We start from the raw sequence: 15,750 nt of genomic DNA, 5'->3' as shown, positions 1-15,750 counted from the left end.
TTGTTCAGGGCTCTTATTACGTTAGCTGGCAGACTGCACTGCCGCCAAAATCTCCTGCATGTTCCGCCCCAATCCTTCGTCATCGTTTTGGGTGAACTGCGCATATCCATCTATGCCGCGGTGAATAATCGTATTCATGACAGGGTGGGCGTCACGGTTGGACGCAACTTTAATCAGGTCGTCCGCGAAATCAACCGCCTGCTGTTCGCTGTAACCAAACGGCTGAATCAGCATGCGAATGCTCAGGGCATGAGCCTGATGCTCAGCCAACCGATCCCGGTGCGTAATGCCGTAAACGGCTCCGAAACCAAAAGCGGCAATAACCTGGCGCTGCAGCTCGGTCGTCCGTTCCAAGGGTATATCGATCAATTCGCATATTTTATGTACCATCTGTTCGAGCTCCGTTGCCGCCGCAGCCAGAATGGCATCGCTCAAGTCGCCGAAATTTGTATCGTCTATCATTATGTCATCCTTCCTTCCTACAATAGCACGCTGACTGTGCCAAATCCATGGAACCATTGTAGCGAGTTGGGGGCGCAAATTCAAATCGCTTTTGTTAGGCGAGGGGGCGCCTTCAATACGCTGGTTGTCCGGAAGAACAGCTTCATCGCGCTATTTAGAGCTATTCGTCGTCGGTCCTGGCAGTTGCTCATACGCCTGTTCAGTAAAACCACGCTGGTTCATCATGTTCCGCAGCCCCGCGGCCACTTCCGCAAAATAAACGGCTGGCACGCGCTCTCCCGCGTAATCTCTCAAGTCATAATCTCTCTCCATCTGAGGATACAGATCATGCAGATCGTCCACAAGCACCTTGCGGATCGCCTCGCTCGTAATCGACGAGTCCATGGCGCACTCATTCACCAGCGTCTGCAAGGTTCCCCGCAATGCCTGCTCATCGTAAGACGGATGGGCCAGCAAAAACGTCAAGTCGTACAAATCCTTGAATCTCGGTCTGACGATCGTCTGATGCAATTTCCAGGCAACCTGCGTAGACAGCGGCACGGTATGCGGAACAACGAATGCTTCCCCAACCGACGGTTGATAGGTCAGCGGCACGGGTTCGTTTTCCAAAGACAAATTAAACGAGATGTCGAGATACATCTCATCCGCATACGTGCTCTCGCTAGTGGAAGTCCGGTAGAAACGATACGCCAAATCGGTGTTCACCGTCGGGAAGTCGTCCGCCATCGCGTAGTCGATGCATCTCCAGAACGCATTTTCCCGGAAGCTGCGGAACTGAACGCCGTCGTTCAGATCCATTTCGGTCACCTCGATCATCCAATCCGTGAACATACGTCTGGCCTCGTTCTCGTCCCGAATCGTCTCCAGGCACAAAAAATCGATGTCGTCCGCATCGCGCACGCTCCGGTCCGCCAAATACTGCCTCGTCAACAGGCTGCCCTTCAAGGCAAACGGCCCATTCACCAATGCCGCCCTTCGCAACAACGCTTCCAGACCGATTAACAATCGTTCCTCGTAACTCATCTGATCCAAATTCATAATGCCAGCCATTTCGTGTCCTCCTTTTGTTTACATGTGAGTATCCTAACAATGACTATTCTGCGATACCCAACCTTTATCCAGCTCTTCCCGGCTATCGTGTACGCACAATTCGTGCTGCTGCTTCAGCAGCTTGATCCCGTTCAGACGCAAGACCTCTTCAATGCCGGCGATCCGTTCATAGAAACGAGCGGCAGAGCCGTATTCCCGCACCGTAATGAACCTTACTTTACCATTGGCATTCAATGAATTACGCGAGATATGTCCGCCATAGGGCTCGCACTGCTTTTTCAAGTCTGCGATATCGCCGACTTCCACCTTGCCATGCCATTCAAAATACGGCTTCGAGCCTGCAACCATCGGTTCGTGAAAATAACGTTCTTCCTGCGCGGGAATTTCGATTTTGGTGCGCACCACGTTAAACCCTTGTTTCCCGAAAATCGAGGCCAGCGCATCCATGCCTTGTTTCACTTCTTCATAACGGTCGCTATGTACGTTCCCCGTAAACATCGGCTGATGCACATACTCCCCTTGATCGAGCACAATCATCACCGGTTTGACCTTCTGTTCCTCGCATGTCCGGATGAACGCCTGCTTCTCCTCCAGCTTCAAATCCTCTACCGTTACGTGAAATTCAAATTCCATATTATGAGACACGTCCTTTCTCTTTTTCTATGTAAAGTCTATATGAAGTCGGTATGAATGCTTCTCTGATATCGATTCAAACAAATAGATACCTGCGTCTTCGGAATTTAAGGAAAAGCGATCGTTTAAACCATATTGTTCACGAATTTCATCCACCGCCTGGTTTAACAAACTCCCATACTCCCGAATATCATCCTCGTTCAAATATTGCACAAACGCAAGCGGAACATGCTGTTCAGTTAACCAGTAAGGTTCTTGCCAAGACACATATCCCGGCGTCCGAAACAATAATTCATCAATCATCGGATTTTGAATTTCAGGGACTTCCTCCGTATTCAAGTAATAAACAAACTTGTTCAAACCGTCATCGTAGGTTACCGACAACGATCCACCCGCATACTCCACTCCACCTTGAAATACGCCTTGAAAAACGCTGGACGCTTCTCCATTATGAATGCACACAGGACAAATTCCGCTTACCTCCTGAACGCTGTAAAAGGGACCATGGTACATGAATTCACTGACTTGTTTACAAACGGAGCACCGCTCCTTCTCTTGATTTGTATCGAAGATACCATTCGTGTAGGCGTATGGTTGGAAACGAAAGAAAGGCTGTTGGTTATGATCCATACTCGACCTCCTGGATTTGTTCAAAAAATCCAATTCTGGCGTGATCCTGGTAACCGACAAAAATCTGTCCGTTCTTGCTATGAATCGCATAGGAATGGCGTAAAACACCCCTAGTATAGAACCAGTAATACGGATTCCACATCCGTAACCTTCTACTATTTGAATAATCGCGCAATTCCGCAGTTGTTTCGTCAAGCAGCCATAATTGATTTCTCGTCTCATCAATGATGATCTGATGGATATCTCGTGAGTGATCTAATGTGCATACAGCCTCCGTTTTTTTATCCCCCATTCCCCACCTATGTAATTGAGATGTACTGGAGTAATTACATAGTGCCATAAGGACACGATCCTGCGAATCCATCGCAATGGCACTACAAACATAAGGCTTACCCAACGGGCGTATAACATCGGAATGATGACCTGCCACATGGACTGCACGGATTTCGCTGTTGTGTGTTGCATATACCAGCCACTCACTGTTATGTGTAAATGCTAGCGTTTGGTTCATTCCCATGCGATGTGTCCAAGCAAGCCATACAAAATCACTGCGGAAAATCACGGGCTGCCCCCGTTCAATATCCCATAGTTCTACTTCTTTCCCCGCTAGGCCGATGGCAAGAAAGCGTTCATCCGGGCTGAAGGCACTCGCTGTAATTTTCCTGTCACTGTAAGTATGTTTAAATATCAAGTCCCCTGTAACAAAATTCAGTACATAGAACGTTCCATACTCAGCTGGTATGGGAAATCCATCATCTCCCTGAGGATCATAGGATCTTGCCGTAGGTATGATGAGAATATACTGACCTGAAGCGCTAAAAGATACATGCGTGTACTCTTCGTAATAGGCATTGGAGATCAACTGTTCCCAATCCAGACCAGGGTATCGGAACTCCCTGGCGAACTCTAAACGCTGTATATCTACCACGGCAACAAGACCTACGGCCATTCCAACGGCAAGAAATTGCCCATCAGGGCTAAATACTAACCGAACATGCATCGCTTTTTCTTCCAAAAAGAACGCCTCGTAATCCGTCAATACTGCAAGTTCCATGCCATCCTGCATACGGAACAATTTCAATTGTCCGGAGAAATCCATCACTGCACCAAGGGAGCCATCCGGGCTAATTGCCACGTCGCCGATCCACGAGTTCATCCGTGTCAGTTGCAGTAAAGCCGCTCGTTTGCGGGAAGGAAACTGCATCACATCGGCATACAACAAACTATGCTCTCCCAACCATGCCTCCATGTCCTTCAGCTTCTCATCCCAATATGAGCTTTTGGTGGATGGTCGTTTTTGCAATTTGGCTAACGCGTCAAGCAAGTTGCCCTCTTTTATATTGGCAAGAGTCATATAATAGATTGCTCTAATATACATCTCTGGTTGAATTTTCTCCTGCTCCCTATCTAGTAAAGAACCGATTTGTTGCATAACATCGTAACCATCGCATGGGTCCTGTAATGCCATAACAATCCCTTCTGTGATTTCAAATAACTGACGAGCGACACTCTCATACTCATACACGTAGTGTTCTGTACTTCTTTTATACAGTTCCTGCAAAAGTGGAAACAACTCACTCTCTACTCGATGAACGCTACCTGCAAGCAATGATACTTCTATGTATAAGGACAGCACTTCCATATGAATAAGTCTACCCGCTTGATCCACATAATCCAACCAATCAGCAGCCATGTAGGAATCGAACATCATCGACAATCGGTCGAATGAACCTTCCGAATAATGTTGATACACCAGGTCTCGTTTTTCCTTCGTAATCATGTCTCTCCTGTATCCTTCCTTTCCTCCAAGATCTGTGTTTCCTCCAATTCATATCGTTTTATCCAGCCTCTGGAGTCCACCCAAATATCATTGCCTCCGTCCACGACCAGAACTCTCCGAGGAAACCTAACTTCCCCTGTCTTCTCATAATAATTGCGAATTTCGTCATCCTCAAAGTCATCGAACGAGTAATATACGTTTTCTAGGTCCGACCAATCCAAGGTAGTACCCTCTCTGGAAATACCTCTTAAACCATACGTATACACTTTCCAATCCTGCCAATGATAGAACCTTTTGCATTGTTCGCAATACCATACGGCAAATTGCTTTATTTCGGGATAATCCTTGTTCATAAACGTTTGGCGAAGCTTTGCTTCCTCTAATACAGAGTATGTCCAATACACTACCTTGTTAGGAACTCTTGTATCCGAGAGAATAACTCCACAGATACATCGTTTTCTCATAGAATCGCCTCTTTATTCAACATACGAAATTAGAAAATTTGAAAGCGCCTCAATTCCCTTACGTTACTAATATAATGCATCGAAAAGTCTGTACCCGCCAAAAAGCTATACCATTGCCGGTTCTACGCATAAAATCAACATAAGTTCGTGGGAGCATTTCTGTGACAGACAAGTCTTTCAGATAAGACAGTACGGATCATTCAGAATTTGCTCGAAGTCCGCAGGATCTTAAAAATTTAAGGAACCAGATCTTTTTCTTGTACGGAAAGATTGTTTTCCTTCAAAGTTGGCTCTATATTGGCTTCATTATTCTTTGTTCCTTTAAAAATGCCTTGTATGTACGATTTCCATCTACTCATGAATATTATTCCTTCATCAGACACCTATATTAAATGCGATACTTCTAAGAAACCTTACACCCAATCTTTCACATAATATATATCGGTTTCAAATGAAGAGAAAAATAGGCTTTAATCCGTTCTCAATAGTGTTGGCTACAGTCTTTAGATCCCTCATTTTTCAAATACTGATTGAGCGCCTTCGATTCCCACCAATTCACCTTTGGGCCAATTCGATGTCTGACGAGGTAGCTTAACCCCTTTTTAGAGTTGATCCTTGATAAAGCTATAATGGCAAATGCTGAAATTGCATTAAGCTTATATTTTTGAAGAATCAGTAACTTGTCTTCTACTTCGATCAGAAGGTCCTCAGAAAAATGGGAAATCCAATATGAAGCTTTTGCAGATGCATCCGTCGAATAATCATCCATAGCGATTTTGATTAACAAGTCCAACAATAGCTTGTCATTTAATCGTTCCTGAAAGTAATGGGTTGCTTCCTCTATACCATGGACAGCATCAATAAGCTGCTCTCTAATCAATTTTCTTGAATACGTCACAAATAGATTCCCTCCTTGATCTTTTATAACGAAAGCTCTTTCGCTGAAGAAAATATTCTCAGTAACACTCCATAGACGCATTGTTCTGCTTTTTGTCACTTACTGTTATACAGAACAGTTGCCTACTTCAGGTGAAAAAGTATCTACAAAAAAACTCTTAATATCCACACCGTGAAGCTTTAATTTTTTTTATCGACACCTAATTCAGCCAGTAAAGTTGCGCCAATAGTGTCGATATGTTTATCTAAATCACCTGCTATAAATCCATGCAAAGCATTATTTTTACTATCAATGTAAACGCTTATACCGTCCTTATAACCGATATGATGGGTCGGGTCACTAAACCAGGCTCTTTGAAAATCATAGGTTTCGAAAAATGGATCAATGATGTCCCTTGCATCTGATACATGGTGCCTTTCCATTGCTTCTTTAAGCATGTAACGGGATCCAGCAAAGATAATACACTTATCATAATTCAATCTTTCGTATTTACTAAACGCACATTGAAATAAGAGCTTTTCAAAGTTTTCGGCAAAATAACTGACAAACTGGCTTTCTTCATTAGTCATAACAATTTGAGGATGATCAGTTTGGGTAAAATCAAAGGATAGTTGACCATAAAATAATTCAGTTTGAAAAAAATGTATATATCTATCACTTAAAGTGTCTGGTTCTTCTTCATGGATCCCTTCATACGTTTCAATGATCTCTGAAATGGAAGCATATCCCGGAAGTTGAGTTTTGAGTAACCCCTGGTCGTTCTGCCCCATATAATTCAAATACACCTCATATTCTTTAGGGTAATGATACCCGTGATTTTTCATTTGTGTCAGATGAATCAGTGTAGTTATATCCTCTTGTTTTGCTGGTTCGATTCGATTCACCCAATCCTCATCGATTCTGGATATATATTTTAACAGTCGATCAAAAAGATTTGTAGAATCCCCTATAGGTGGGATATGGTCACTTTTTAATGGCATTTGCATAGTAGTTTATGTACTCCTTTCACTGGAAGAACACAGACTTGCTGTGACATCCATCCGTTGTATAACCCAATGCAGCCTCAGGATGAGGTTCATAATCCAGTTGCATAGTCCTCAATTAGATGTGACCAATATCCTTCAGCATCTTTCATTGCCAGAGGATCTAATTGTTTATACAGCCTATGTAGTTCTTTCACATATTTTTGTGTAGTATAACCACCTTCTCGTTTCATTTCCATTGCCAATTCATTTTTTTTAAATGAAACCAAAAAAATGTTTTCAAGTTTTTATTTAGCATATAAATTTGAGGTTTACGATAGGATGAGCTTGTAAAAAGTTCATCCTCCCCTTCTTTTATGTACAGTCCATTTGAGCCAAGTATCCCGTAACACGCATAATGACCAATTTTAATAAAAACTGTACCGTCAATTAACATTTTTTGAATAGCATCCGTTCCATAAAATACAAAATCATCATAATCCTCTGGCACTCCCACAGAAACCATGAATTCAGCGTTATTTCGGCTCACACCAATTTCTATCAATTGATCGTAATCATATACTCGCAAATCTGAATCGTAATATTGAAGAATCTCACGAATATCATAATGCATAAGCTCCTCCTTCAATTTATATCTTGTTATATAAGTTGAACGAATTTTTTACACGAAGTCACTAACGTGGTCAGAACCATTCAAATACAATGTTACATTTGCATATTTCACTATTTTTGTTACCATTTCATCTGAGGTCATTTTTATTTTATATTCACATTTTGGATACTCTAATCCTACCTGAGAAATTTTTGTTTCTTCAATTGTTGTGCTTTTTACTCCAATTACTATAGTAAGCATTTCATAAATCAACTCAAGAATCTCTTGATGTGACTTGTCTCTTAGACTTCCTTCATAAACGACATTACCGTACGTATCACTTGAAGTGTAATTTCCCTTTACCGCATCATCAATAAACATCATTTCCTCATTCAAGAAAAAAATTGACGTTTGATGACGGTAAAAACTAACGTGAACATCTTCATGTTCTCCATCTAAAACAACGTATTCGATCCGTTTCCCTGAAGCAGGTATAAATTCTTCATCACCTGAAAGAACTCTAAGCTCTACCTTCGGATGTTTGCTCAAAGGTTCTACCAGATATGTAATAATCTCTTCATTGGAGAAGTCCATACAGAGTTGACCATTGTCATAGACATAGCTCATTACAATGCCTCCTTTATCATGGGTATAAAGTTTCTCATGACGATTAACCCCCAAAAATCAAAGTTGAAATGAATACATTGGTATCTGACCATAATCAACCTGTTTGATGTATCTGGAATAGCGTTAGATGAGTTATAAGTGTTATTGGTTGAATGATGGGTTCTTTCGGAACTGGGTAGCCCCACTTATTAAATTAATGTAGTTTTGATTTGGTTTAAAAGAAATTCCACTTTAGATTTCTCCATAGGATGCGAAAGAAAGTACTGACTGGTTAAATTATCTAGAAAATCAATAAAGTCTGTATTGGATACTATTTCATATTTAATTTCATCAACTGCTGGGGGTTCAACTTCAAATTTCACGCCTTTATCTCCAAAATATCCCTCTTCCCACGACTTATATTCAGATGGAAATGCACAACAGATAAACTCCGAAATACCATATCCTATCGAGTTTGAAAAATCTTCAAGAGCATCTACAAATTTATCTTCATCAAGATAGAGGAAGTATAGTTCCATTGCAGTTAATTCATCAAAATTCTTATTTATTTTCATTGTTTATCTCTTTCAGTTTAGTGTTGGAAACCGGGTTATGTAAGGAAAGTATCACATACAATTTTCAAAAATCCACCTTTTTGCTTGTTCATCACCTAAGGTTATTGGTTCCTCTGTAGTTCCAATATTTATACTTATAATATTAGCCTTCTCAATTCCCTTAACATTTTTGAAGCTTGCACCCTTTACTAAAACATCTTCAAAAAAAGAATCTTCAATGTTTGCATTATCCAGTTTTGAATTTCTAAAGTCTACACTACTAAAATAACAAACATTTAACTCAGCATTCGAAAGATCAGCCCCTAAAAAAATGGTCTCTGCACTTTCACAATCTGTAAATTTTGAGTTTCTAAGATTAGAGTAACTAAAATCCGAATATGAAACATAACCTTTATAGAAGTTAGCCCCCTGTAAATAAGCATTTCTAAACGTTGATGAATATAGCCAAGTTAAAATAAAATTTCCTTTTTCTAAGCTCATACTATCAAACGAACATTCAATTAACCTAGCTTCTTTAAAGGAAAAATTGGACAAGTCGAGACCTTCCAGATTTATTTCGTCAAGTACCAATTTCTCCCCCTCCCTCCCCACTGAATCTAACCATACTTGATGAAATTCAAATTTTTTAATTATGTTTTTTTCATCTACCATTCTAATCACCCTTTTTTGGCTTTGTGTGACCATTGAGATTACTGATAACTTGGAGACCAAAAATATTTCCTGCTCCTCCTTTAGTGTTATAAATCACTTCTATTTCGATTATATGGATAATATATGTTATTGAGTTCATTCAGCACTGGATAGCCCCCATAAAAAAGCAACCTTGAAAAGCATAAGCCATTCAAGGTTATGACAATAGATTCTCAATTTCTCAAATCTTTAATCAATTCCAGTACTCTTTCTTTGTGTTGGATCACTTCAACAAAATCACTCTTTAACAGTTCAAACCTTGTTATACTATGGTCTGAACAATATTCTTCGGCTACTGCATCTATAACTAAAACCTTATCATGCATTTTTTTTATCAAGTATTGATTCCCTTCACATAGAACCCCTTCATATTTAGTTCCTCTATACAAATCATCTTGAAGGATAGATATTTCCTCCTCCTCTGTACACATAATATACTCAATCGTAGGCAAAAGAGTATCTTTTGAAATTTCTGAAATAAGAAAATCATATAATTTCATTAAATTAATTCCTTTATTTTCTTCAATGAATTTGGATACACTAAAATGTATATTCATAACAACTATCCTTTCAAATTAAATAATGGGTTAAACCGTCCATTTCCCAAAGCATCTTTAACTATTAAGTAGCCCCTTTAACTGTAGTAGCGTAGAGTTTTTTCAGGGTCAATGAAACATTTTTGCTTAGAAAAGCTTTCATCGCTTTGGGATTGAATGCTTAAACAAAATTTCGATTTATTTAAGTTCAAGTAATTCAAGAATCTTATCAATTCTATTTAATAAATCTAGGCTTTCCTCTTGAGAAAGTTCAAATTGGGAATTATCGATGTAATTATCTATAATCTCGTTTATGACATGGTCAGGTACTTTATAATTGCCTCGCATTAAATTTTCAGCTATTGTTGCAAAAACAATTTTTTTGGCACATGCTTTATTTCGAAATTCACTCTTGAAATAAGCGATCACATGATCAATAGTTTCCTCAATATTTACAGACTTCACAAATAAATCATTCACTTTATCTGTGATTTCTTCATAAAACCATCTTGCTTTCGGGCAAAAATCCGTTGGCATTTTTTCAATTTCCACAAGTACTCTGTTTCTTCTTAAATAAAGATCCTCAAATTCTTCTTTTGTTAGTTGCTTTTTTTCTATATATTCTTTTACCACTTGAAAATTTATTGACTTAAGTTTAAAAATGTAATTATCCTTAGCATTCTTATATATTCGAGGCTGTTGTAACCTTAGTTCAGCTACAATAATCCAAAGGACTGCCTTTTCCATTTCATCAGAATATTTTTCGCTATAATTCTCATCAAACGCCTGAGATACGGCCTCATAGTGACTCAGATGATTAATATTTTTATATCCTTCGCACTCTTCAATAAATGACTCTATTAATTCTTGATAGTTCCATGCCATATTTTTCAAATCCTTATAATGCAGATTTCTATTAAATTCATAGTAAAAGAAGGTTGGACTCTAAATACTCATTATCAATCGCAGCTATGTTCATTATATGTATTGGAGGTGAGGCCCATTGTTCCCTTCTTCTGAAGCTATAGATATAAATCAGCCTGTTCATGTCTTTCGAAATAAAACATTTATATCTACACCATACGCATTTCGCCTTCTGATAACGTTCAGTATAGTCTTCATCATCATCCTCTAAATTATTGCTCATTGAAAAATACGTGCAACCAATTCTTAGCCTCCCTCCCGCTCTAATTACTTGACAAGGTACAAATCTCGCTGGGGTGAGAATCACTCACAACTTTTTAGAGGAACTGCCACACTTGGTTTGACAATCAATCCCACAAGATTCTTGTGCTACTATGCAAACAAAATAGTAAAACCTGTTCCATAGGTTATACTATTTTAAATCTTTGTTTAATTTGATGTAACCAAGATTCAATTGCATCCTTGTCATTAGAATGTCTCGACAAATATACTTCGCTTGCTTCTTTAAGATAAACATAAAAAGTAGGGTAATCCAGTACAATGGCTTCATCTTCAGTTACTGCAGGGTGATCAAAATAATAACAAACTCCATTTTCTCCGAAATATCCTTCTTCCCACTCTTCTAGTTCGCCTGCAAACAAACACCAAATATGCTCAACTCCAAACCCCTGCCCTTTACTATGCTTTTCCAAAGCTCTAAGTAGATTCCCGTCTCCAATAGCAAAATAAAAAAGATCTATCATTTCTTTTTCATGTGTTTTTTTTACATTTGACATAGAGCTGCCCCTTGATTATTTTTTCAAATCACGGATGAAAATTTGAAATTTTCCCATTTTCATCAAGATATTTCGTAAACCTAAGTCCATTTGAAGCGTATCCAATTACTAATCTTCCTTTAACCACACCACTTTCATAGCCTCTTTACCTCAAATAATCATTAGCACATTTGATATGATCTTAGGATCGTAGACAGTCTTGGGTTTAGAGATATTTTTATATTCACCAGGAATTTCCTCTAAAGCTCTATTCAATGCAGGAATTCTGTAAGATATCTACCCCCATCCTTCTTCTTCGATGCTTTAGGTTTCCAAGAGTTCATCTCATTTGGAGCTTCATCTTGGTTATTTTTATTCTTCGACGTCGTACTATTTTTTGGCGTTGTCGTTGTATCTGTCTCACTTGTTTTAGATGAAGGTATGCGACTCGTATTTTTGCTCTCCGACTGGGATGCATTCTTTGCTGATTTACCGGTTGATCCAGAGCCTGCTGCATTATCAGCTACTTCTCTGCTTCTCGAAACAGTCTCTCCCGTTTTACTTTTCTTTTTATTGCCCCAATTGCTGCCTCCACCATACACGATCGTAGGTTAACAGATACTGATTTTTGATTGTTATTCTTAAAGTAATGATCAAGCGACACCTAAGCCTTCTTCTAAGCATCTACTTGTTCTATTTTTTCTATAAACTCTTCAAAAGTATCTGCTAAAGGGAATATTGCGTAATCAATGCTCTCAAATGCCCGCTCATAGCACCATAATATAACTTTTGGTGGTAATTTTCGATCAATAAAATATAGACATATATAATCTTCATACCCAGCATTTGCAATAGGGATACTGCCTTCCTTCATCAAATCTCTAAATTCGGTATATACTCTAAAAATACTCTGCTCTTTTTCCGAATCAAATTCTAAAACCTTTATTATTGAAATGGACCAATTCGATTGTTCAAGACAAGCTTATTACCACACCCAATTTTTTTTGAGATATGATCCATTTTTTCACTAAATTTATTTGGAAATTCTACATTAAAAACCTTTTCTAATATAGTAATACTTCGCATGTTATTTACCTCCATAAAAGGGGAATTGCGAGTCTCTATTAGTCTTTGGTGGCTTTTTCTCAAGATTAATAAAGACACTATGAGATCCAATCGGAGTAGCTGGTGTACTTATATTAAATGGATACTCCTTTTTATAGATCATCAGAATTATACAAGTGTTTTTCAGAAATCTGCCGCATTCATGCCTTCATTTTCTTCATAAAATTGCTCAGGAATGGAATTGTCAAATTCACCCGTCCCCTAAGTTGTAAACTTAAAATAGAAATATAAAAAAGATGATAGCTGTTCTACCAACTATCACCATGTTATCTTAATTCAATTTGATTTTGTTTGAAGAAAAGGTATGTCTTTGTCTCTAGAATTCACACAAAATTATTGATATATCTAAATAAAAAATATTGATTGATATAATAATATCCTTAACCATTTAACTCAAGTACTTTTTTAATTCGTGACTCTAAGTCATTTATCTCTTCAAATAGCAGCTGATCTCCAATATCATCACGATTAAACTGTACCAATTCCTTTAATATGCTATCTGGAATGGATGTATGTTCTTTAACTAATTTTTCTCCTAGTAACATATATATAGTCATTTTTTCACTAGTTGTGTTGTTGCAGGCCCTATCAAAATGTTCTAATACATCTTGAACAATAAATTCTGGTCTCTCATTCTCAACTGTTACAAGATATTGATTTACTTCATTTATAAGTTCCTCATAGTACCATCTTGCATCTGGATATAAATCCACCTGAATAGTATTAACTAGTTCTAACGCATTATCTCGACGAATAATCAATTCATCAATTTGGCTTTTAGTAATTTGTTTCATTTCGATTTGACTTATGATTTTTTCGAAATTAATTGACTTTAATGCTTTCTCTCTATTCTCCTTTGCCTTAATGAAAATCCTTGAATTTTTTGAAGCTAGTTCTACATATAACACATTAATTATTGCTTTCGCCATTTCATCTTCCATGTTCGGACTATAAAATTCACCAAAAGTTCTAACTAAAGCCTCGCTATTACTTACATTGTCTCTCTGCTTCCGTTCTGAAAATTCTTCCATAAATGCATCGATGCACTCTTCATATTTCCACATTTAACTCATTCCCCTTCTGTCTCCATTTTCGGAATCTTATTTCCGTTATTATGAATCACTTCAATATCGAAATTCGGAAAATCTTTTTTAAATTCACTAATAATACTGTTGCAACTAAAGCGTGGCTTCAAACTATAAAACTATGATTCTAGTATCAATAATGGAAAGGTTTTCATTTGGAAAGACGATACGAAATTCAGGACGACCAATGGGATCAAATTAAACATCTGCTTACCTCCTGAACGAAAACCTCAGGGAGGGCGAACTGACAAAGATCATCGAACGATGCTGAACGCCATGTTTAGGGTTAACAGATCTGAGCCCCATGGAGCGATTTGCCTGAACATTACGGTTCATGGAAAATCGTGTATACGCGTTTCAGACGTTGGCAGATTGCCGGAGTTGGGGAAGGAATATTGAAACATGTTTCCATCACACCTGACTTTGAAAACATCATGATCGATGCAACGATCGTTCGCGTCCACCAACATGGAGCGGGCGCAAAAGGGGGCAGCAATTCCAAGCAATCGGGCGATCCCGAGGCGGAATAACGACCAAAATACATGCCATAGTCGACGGTCTTGGTAACCCGCTTCGTTACGAGTTAACCGGCGGTCAACGTCATGACTGCGTAACAGGGTATGAAATGCTTCAGTCGATGGAACTTCAAGGGATGAACGTGATTGCTGACCGAGGATACGACATGAATAATATTCTAAACCTTCTAGGTGAGAAGCAAGCTAAGGCGGTCATACCAAGCCGAAAACATCGCAAAATCCAGCGTGAATGCGATTGGTGGTTGTACAAAGAACGCCATCTCGTAGAATGTTTGTTTAACAAATTGAAGCACTATCGCAGGCTGGCTACACGATATGATAAGTTATCCTGCACGTTTGGAGCCTTTTTAACGCTGGCTTCTATTTTGCTATGGTTAAATTAGGTTTGAAGACACGCTCTAGATTAATACTTAAAGAAAAGTAAGTAGCAGTCATACTTATCTGTCGATCATCCGACCAATCTTTTATATATGCATCATAATTTATTAGTTCTACAAATAACACTTCGTATAAAACACAATGGATAAGTTTCCTCAATTCTTCTTTAGAGAATGGGCAATCAAAAGATAATCTAAAATCCATTTTATTCAAACCTCCAGTAATAACCGGATGAACTGAGTTCATTTTGATTTTCACAGAAAAGAACCCACAGCAGTGTGTCAAGTTCGCATTGTGAGTAATTAGTAATCTCTATTTTTCACTTTCCTTTAAAAAGTCTTCTTTATCATAAGGATAATTCAGTAGTTCTAGATTTTCTGTAGTCAAATACCACCATCGATAATCTAAATTACTGTTTATTAATAAACGCCCCTTAACCCTCTTCAATAGCGGATATGAGGTATCGTCCAACACAAACAAATCCGAATCGTTTAACTGTAATAGTTTTCCAATGACTTCGAGCAGCTTTAACCATCCGATTTCAAACGAATATGATTTAAATTGAATACTAAAAAAGACATTCGTATCCACACCATATGATTCGAGATTTGCTTTCCTAAAACGTTCAGTATAGTCGTCATCATCATCTGAATTAGTGTCCATTGAAAAATATGTGCACACGACATTTACCTCCTGAGCAAAGGACGAATCCCGTACCTCGGCCTCATAATCGATTAATTCTACAAATAATACTTCAAATATCATACTGTAAAGCAATTCCCCCAATTCTTTTTTGGGCAAATCAGAACCAATATATAATGAAAAATCCATATTACTTATACCTCCAATACTGATCTAGTTACTTTACGAGTATATCTCCAGATTCAATTACCATTAAGGTCAATGCTCTCCAAATTCAAATCGCTAATATCTTTTTCTATTCTACTATTGTAGAAATCAACCCAATTTTCAAGAACAAAAGCAGCACTACCACAACTCAGTGCCCTGTCGCTATCAAATCTTAAATTTCCACCCCTTTCAAAAAAAT

20 protein-coding genes and 1 pseudogene are annotated in these 15,750 nt (G+C 38.4%); 2 read left to right on the top strand and 19 right to left on the bottom strand.

All coding sequences use genetic code 11. The annotated features are described in order from the left end of the window. Positions 1 to 21: 21 nt before the first annotated feature. The 17 genes from imm48 to L6H98_RS29255 form a co-directional block, all read right to left on the bottom strand. Positions 22 to 462: an Imm48 family immunity protein gene (gene imm48, locus L6H98_RS29330; protein ID WP_236421247.1), complete on the bottom strand. Its 441-nt coding sequence runs from the start codon at positions 460 to 462 to the stop codon at positions 22 to 24. A 150-nt stretch (positions 463 to 612) separates the two neighbouring features. Further along, the gene (locus L6H98_RS29325; RefSeq protein ID WP_236421246.1) at positions 613 to 1,512 is read right to left on the bottom strand and encodes a nucleotidyl transferase AbiEii/AbiGii toxin family protein; all 900 of its coding nucleotides are present in this window, start codon (positions 1,510 to 1,512) and stop codon (positions 613 to 615) included. A 33-nt stretch (positions 1,513 to 1,545) separates the two neighbouring features. Next, entirely contained in the window at positions 1,546 to 2,145 is a 600-nt protein-coding gene (locus L6H98_RS29320; protein WP_236421245.1) for a hypothetical protein, read from the bottom strand. Positions 2,146 to 2,172: 27 nt separating this feature from the next. Continuing rightward, positions 2,173 to 2,775 (bottom strand): CbrC family protein, encoded by a 603-nt coding sequence (locus L6H98_RS29315; RefSeq protein ID WP_236421244.1) that lies wholly within the window; start codon positions 2,773 to 2,775, stop codon positions 2,173 to 2,175. Beyond that, entirely contained in the window at positions 2,765 to 4,555 is a 1,791-nt protein-coding gene (locus L6H98_RS29310) for a hypothetical protein (protein ID WP_236421243.1), read from the bottom strand. The genes L6H98_RS29315 and L6H98_RS29310 overlap by 11 nt, the downstream gene beginning before the upstream one ends. Before the next feature lie 700 nt (positions 4,556 to 5,255). Further along, the gene (locus tag L6H98_RS31315; RefSeq protein ID WP_290371508.1) at positions 5,256 to 5,378 is read right to left on the bottom strand and encodes a hypothetical protein; all 123 of its coding nucleotides are present in this window, start codon (positions 5,376 to 5,378) and stop codon (positions 5,256 to 5,258) included. Between the two features lie 122 nt (positions 5,379 to 5,500). After that, positions 5,501 to 5,917: a hypothetical protein gene (locus tag L6H98_RS29305; protein ID WP_236421242.1), complete on the bottom strand. Its 417-nt coding sequence runs from the start codon at positions 5,915 to 5,917 to the stop codon at positions 5,501 to 5,503. Between the two features lie 179 nt (positions 5,918 to 6,096). Next, positions 6,097 to 6,903 (bottom strand): SMI1/KNR4 family protein, encoded by an 807-nt coding sequence (locus tag L6H98_RS29300; protein WP_236421241.1) that lies wholly within the window; start codon positions 6,901 to 6,903, stop codon positions 6,097 to 6,099. Positions 6,904 to 7,129: 226 nt separating this feature from the next. Then, positions 7,130 to 7,513: a hypothetical protein gene (locus L6H98_RS29295; protein ID WP_236421240.1), complete on the bottom strand. Its 384-nt coding sequence runs from the start codon at positions 7,511 to 7,513 to the stop codon at positions 7,130 to 7,132. Positions 7,514 to 7,561: 48 nt separating this feature from the next. After that, complete coding sequence (locus L6H98_RS29290; protein WP_236421239.1) at positions 7,562 to 8,119, bottom strand: hypothetical protein; 558 nt, start codon at positions 8,117 to 8,119, stop codon at positions 7,562 to 7,564. A gap of 188 nt (positions 8,120 to 8,307) precedes the next feature. After that, positions 8,308 to 8,673 carry a ribonuclease toxin immunity protein CdiI gene (cdiI, locus tag L6H98_RS29285; RefSeq protein ID WP_236421238.1) on the bottom strand — a complete coding sequence of 122 codons (366 nt, stop codon included), beginning with the start codon at positions 8,671 to 8,673 and terminating at the stop codon, positions 8,308 to 8,310. A gap of 51 nt (positions 8,674 to 8,724) precedes the next feature. Further along, the gene (locus L6H98_RS29280; RefSeq protein ID WP_236421237.1) at positions 8,725 to 9,324 is read right to left on the bottom strand and encodes a pentapeptide repeat-containing protein; all 600 of its coding nucleotides are present in this window, start codon (positions 9,322 to 9,324) and stop codon (positions 8,725 to 8,727) included. A gap of 212 nt (positions 9,325 to 9,536) precedes the next feature. Beyond that, positions 9,537 to 9,920, bottom strand: a complete 384-nt coding sequence (locus L6H98_RS29275; protein WP_236421236.1) for a hypothetical protein — start codon at positions 9,918 to 9,920, stop codon at positions 9,537 to 9,539. A 177-nt stretch (positions 9,921 to 10,097) separates the two neighbouring features. Next, positions 10,098 to 10,784 (bottom strand): Imm3 family immunity protein, encoded by a 687-nt coding sequence (locus L6H98_RS29270; protein WP_236421235.1) that lies wholly within the window; start codon positions 10,782 to 10,784, stop codon positions 10,098 to 10,100. A gap of 446 nt (positions 10,785 to 11,230) precedes the next feature. After that, a complete protein-coding gene (gene cdiI / locus L6H98_RS29265) occupies positions 11,231 to 11,599 on the bottom strand; it encodes a ribonuclease toxin immunity protein CdiI (protein WP_236421234.1) in 369 nt (122 codons plus the stop codon). A gap of 655 nt (positions 11,600 to 12,254) precedes the next feature. Next, positions 12,255 to 12,527: an SMI1/KNR4 family protein gene (locus L6H98_RS29260; RefSeq protein ID WP_356724864.1), complete on the bottom strand. Its 273-nt coding sequence runs from the start codon at positions 12,525 to 12,527 to the stop codon at positions 12,255 to 12,257. Between the two features lie 556 nt (positions 12,528 to 13,083). Continuing rightward, on the bottom strand, positions 13,084 to 13,767 hold the full coding sequence (locus tag L6H98_RS29255; RefSeq protein WP_236421233.1) for an Imm3 family immunity protein: 684 nt from the start codon (positions 13,765 to 13,767) through the stop codon (positions 13,084 to 13,086). Positions 13,768 to 14,099: 332 nt separating this feature from the next. Between L6H98_RS29255 and L6H98_RS29250 the strand changes: the two are divergent. Next, positions 14,100 to 14,318 (top strand): annotated as a pseudogene (locus tag L6H98_RS29250) (IS5/IS1182 family transposase); the annotation flags it as partial. Then, complete coding sequence (locus L6H98_RS31485; protein ID WP_356724861.1) at positions 14,294 to 14,707, top strand: IS5 family transposase; 414 nt, start codon at positions 14,294 to 14,296, stop codon at positions 14,705 to 14,707. The pseudogene L6H98_RS29250 and the gene L6H98_RS31485, both read left to right, overlap by 25 nt. Here L6H98_RS31485 and L6H98_RS29245 read toward each other — a convergent pair. Together L6H98_RS29245 and L6H98_RS29240 are read right to left on the bottom strand one after the other, a co-directional pair. After that, positions 14,685 to 14,906, bottom strand: coding sequence for a hypothetical protein (locus tag L6H98_RS29245; protein ID WP_236421231.1), 222 nt, complete (start codon positions 14,904 to 14,906; stop codon positions 14,685 to 14,687). The genes L6H98_RS31485 and L6H98_RS29245 overlap by 23 nt on opposite strands. A 108-nt stretch (positions 14,907 to 15,014) precedes the next feature. Next, the gene (locus L6H98_RS29240; protein ID WP_236421230.1) at positions 15,015 to 15,533 is read right to left on the bottom strand and encodes a hypothetical protein; all 519 of its coding nucleotides are present in this window, start codon (positions 15,531 to 15,533) and stop codon (positions 15,015 to 15,017) included. Positions 15,534 to 15,750 lie beyond the last annotated feature (217 nt).

This window comes from Paenibacillus sp. JJ-223 (genome assembly GCF_927798175.1).
In the GTDB taxonomy this organism is placed as follows: domain Bacteria; phylum Bacillota; class Bacilli; order Paenibacillales; family Paenibacillaceae; genus Paenibacillus; species Paenibacillus hubeiensis.
The sequence above is the reverse complement of the archived record's forward strand: the minus strand, read 5'-3'. Positions and strand labels throughout refer to the sequence as shown.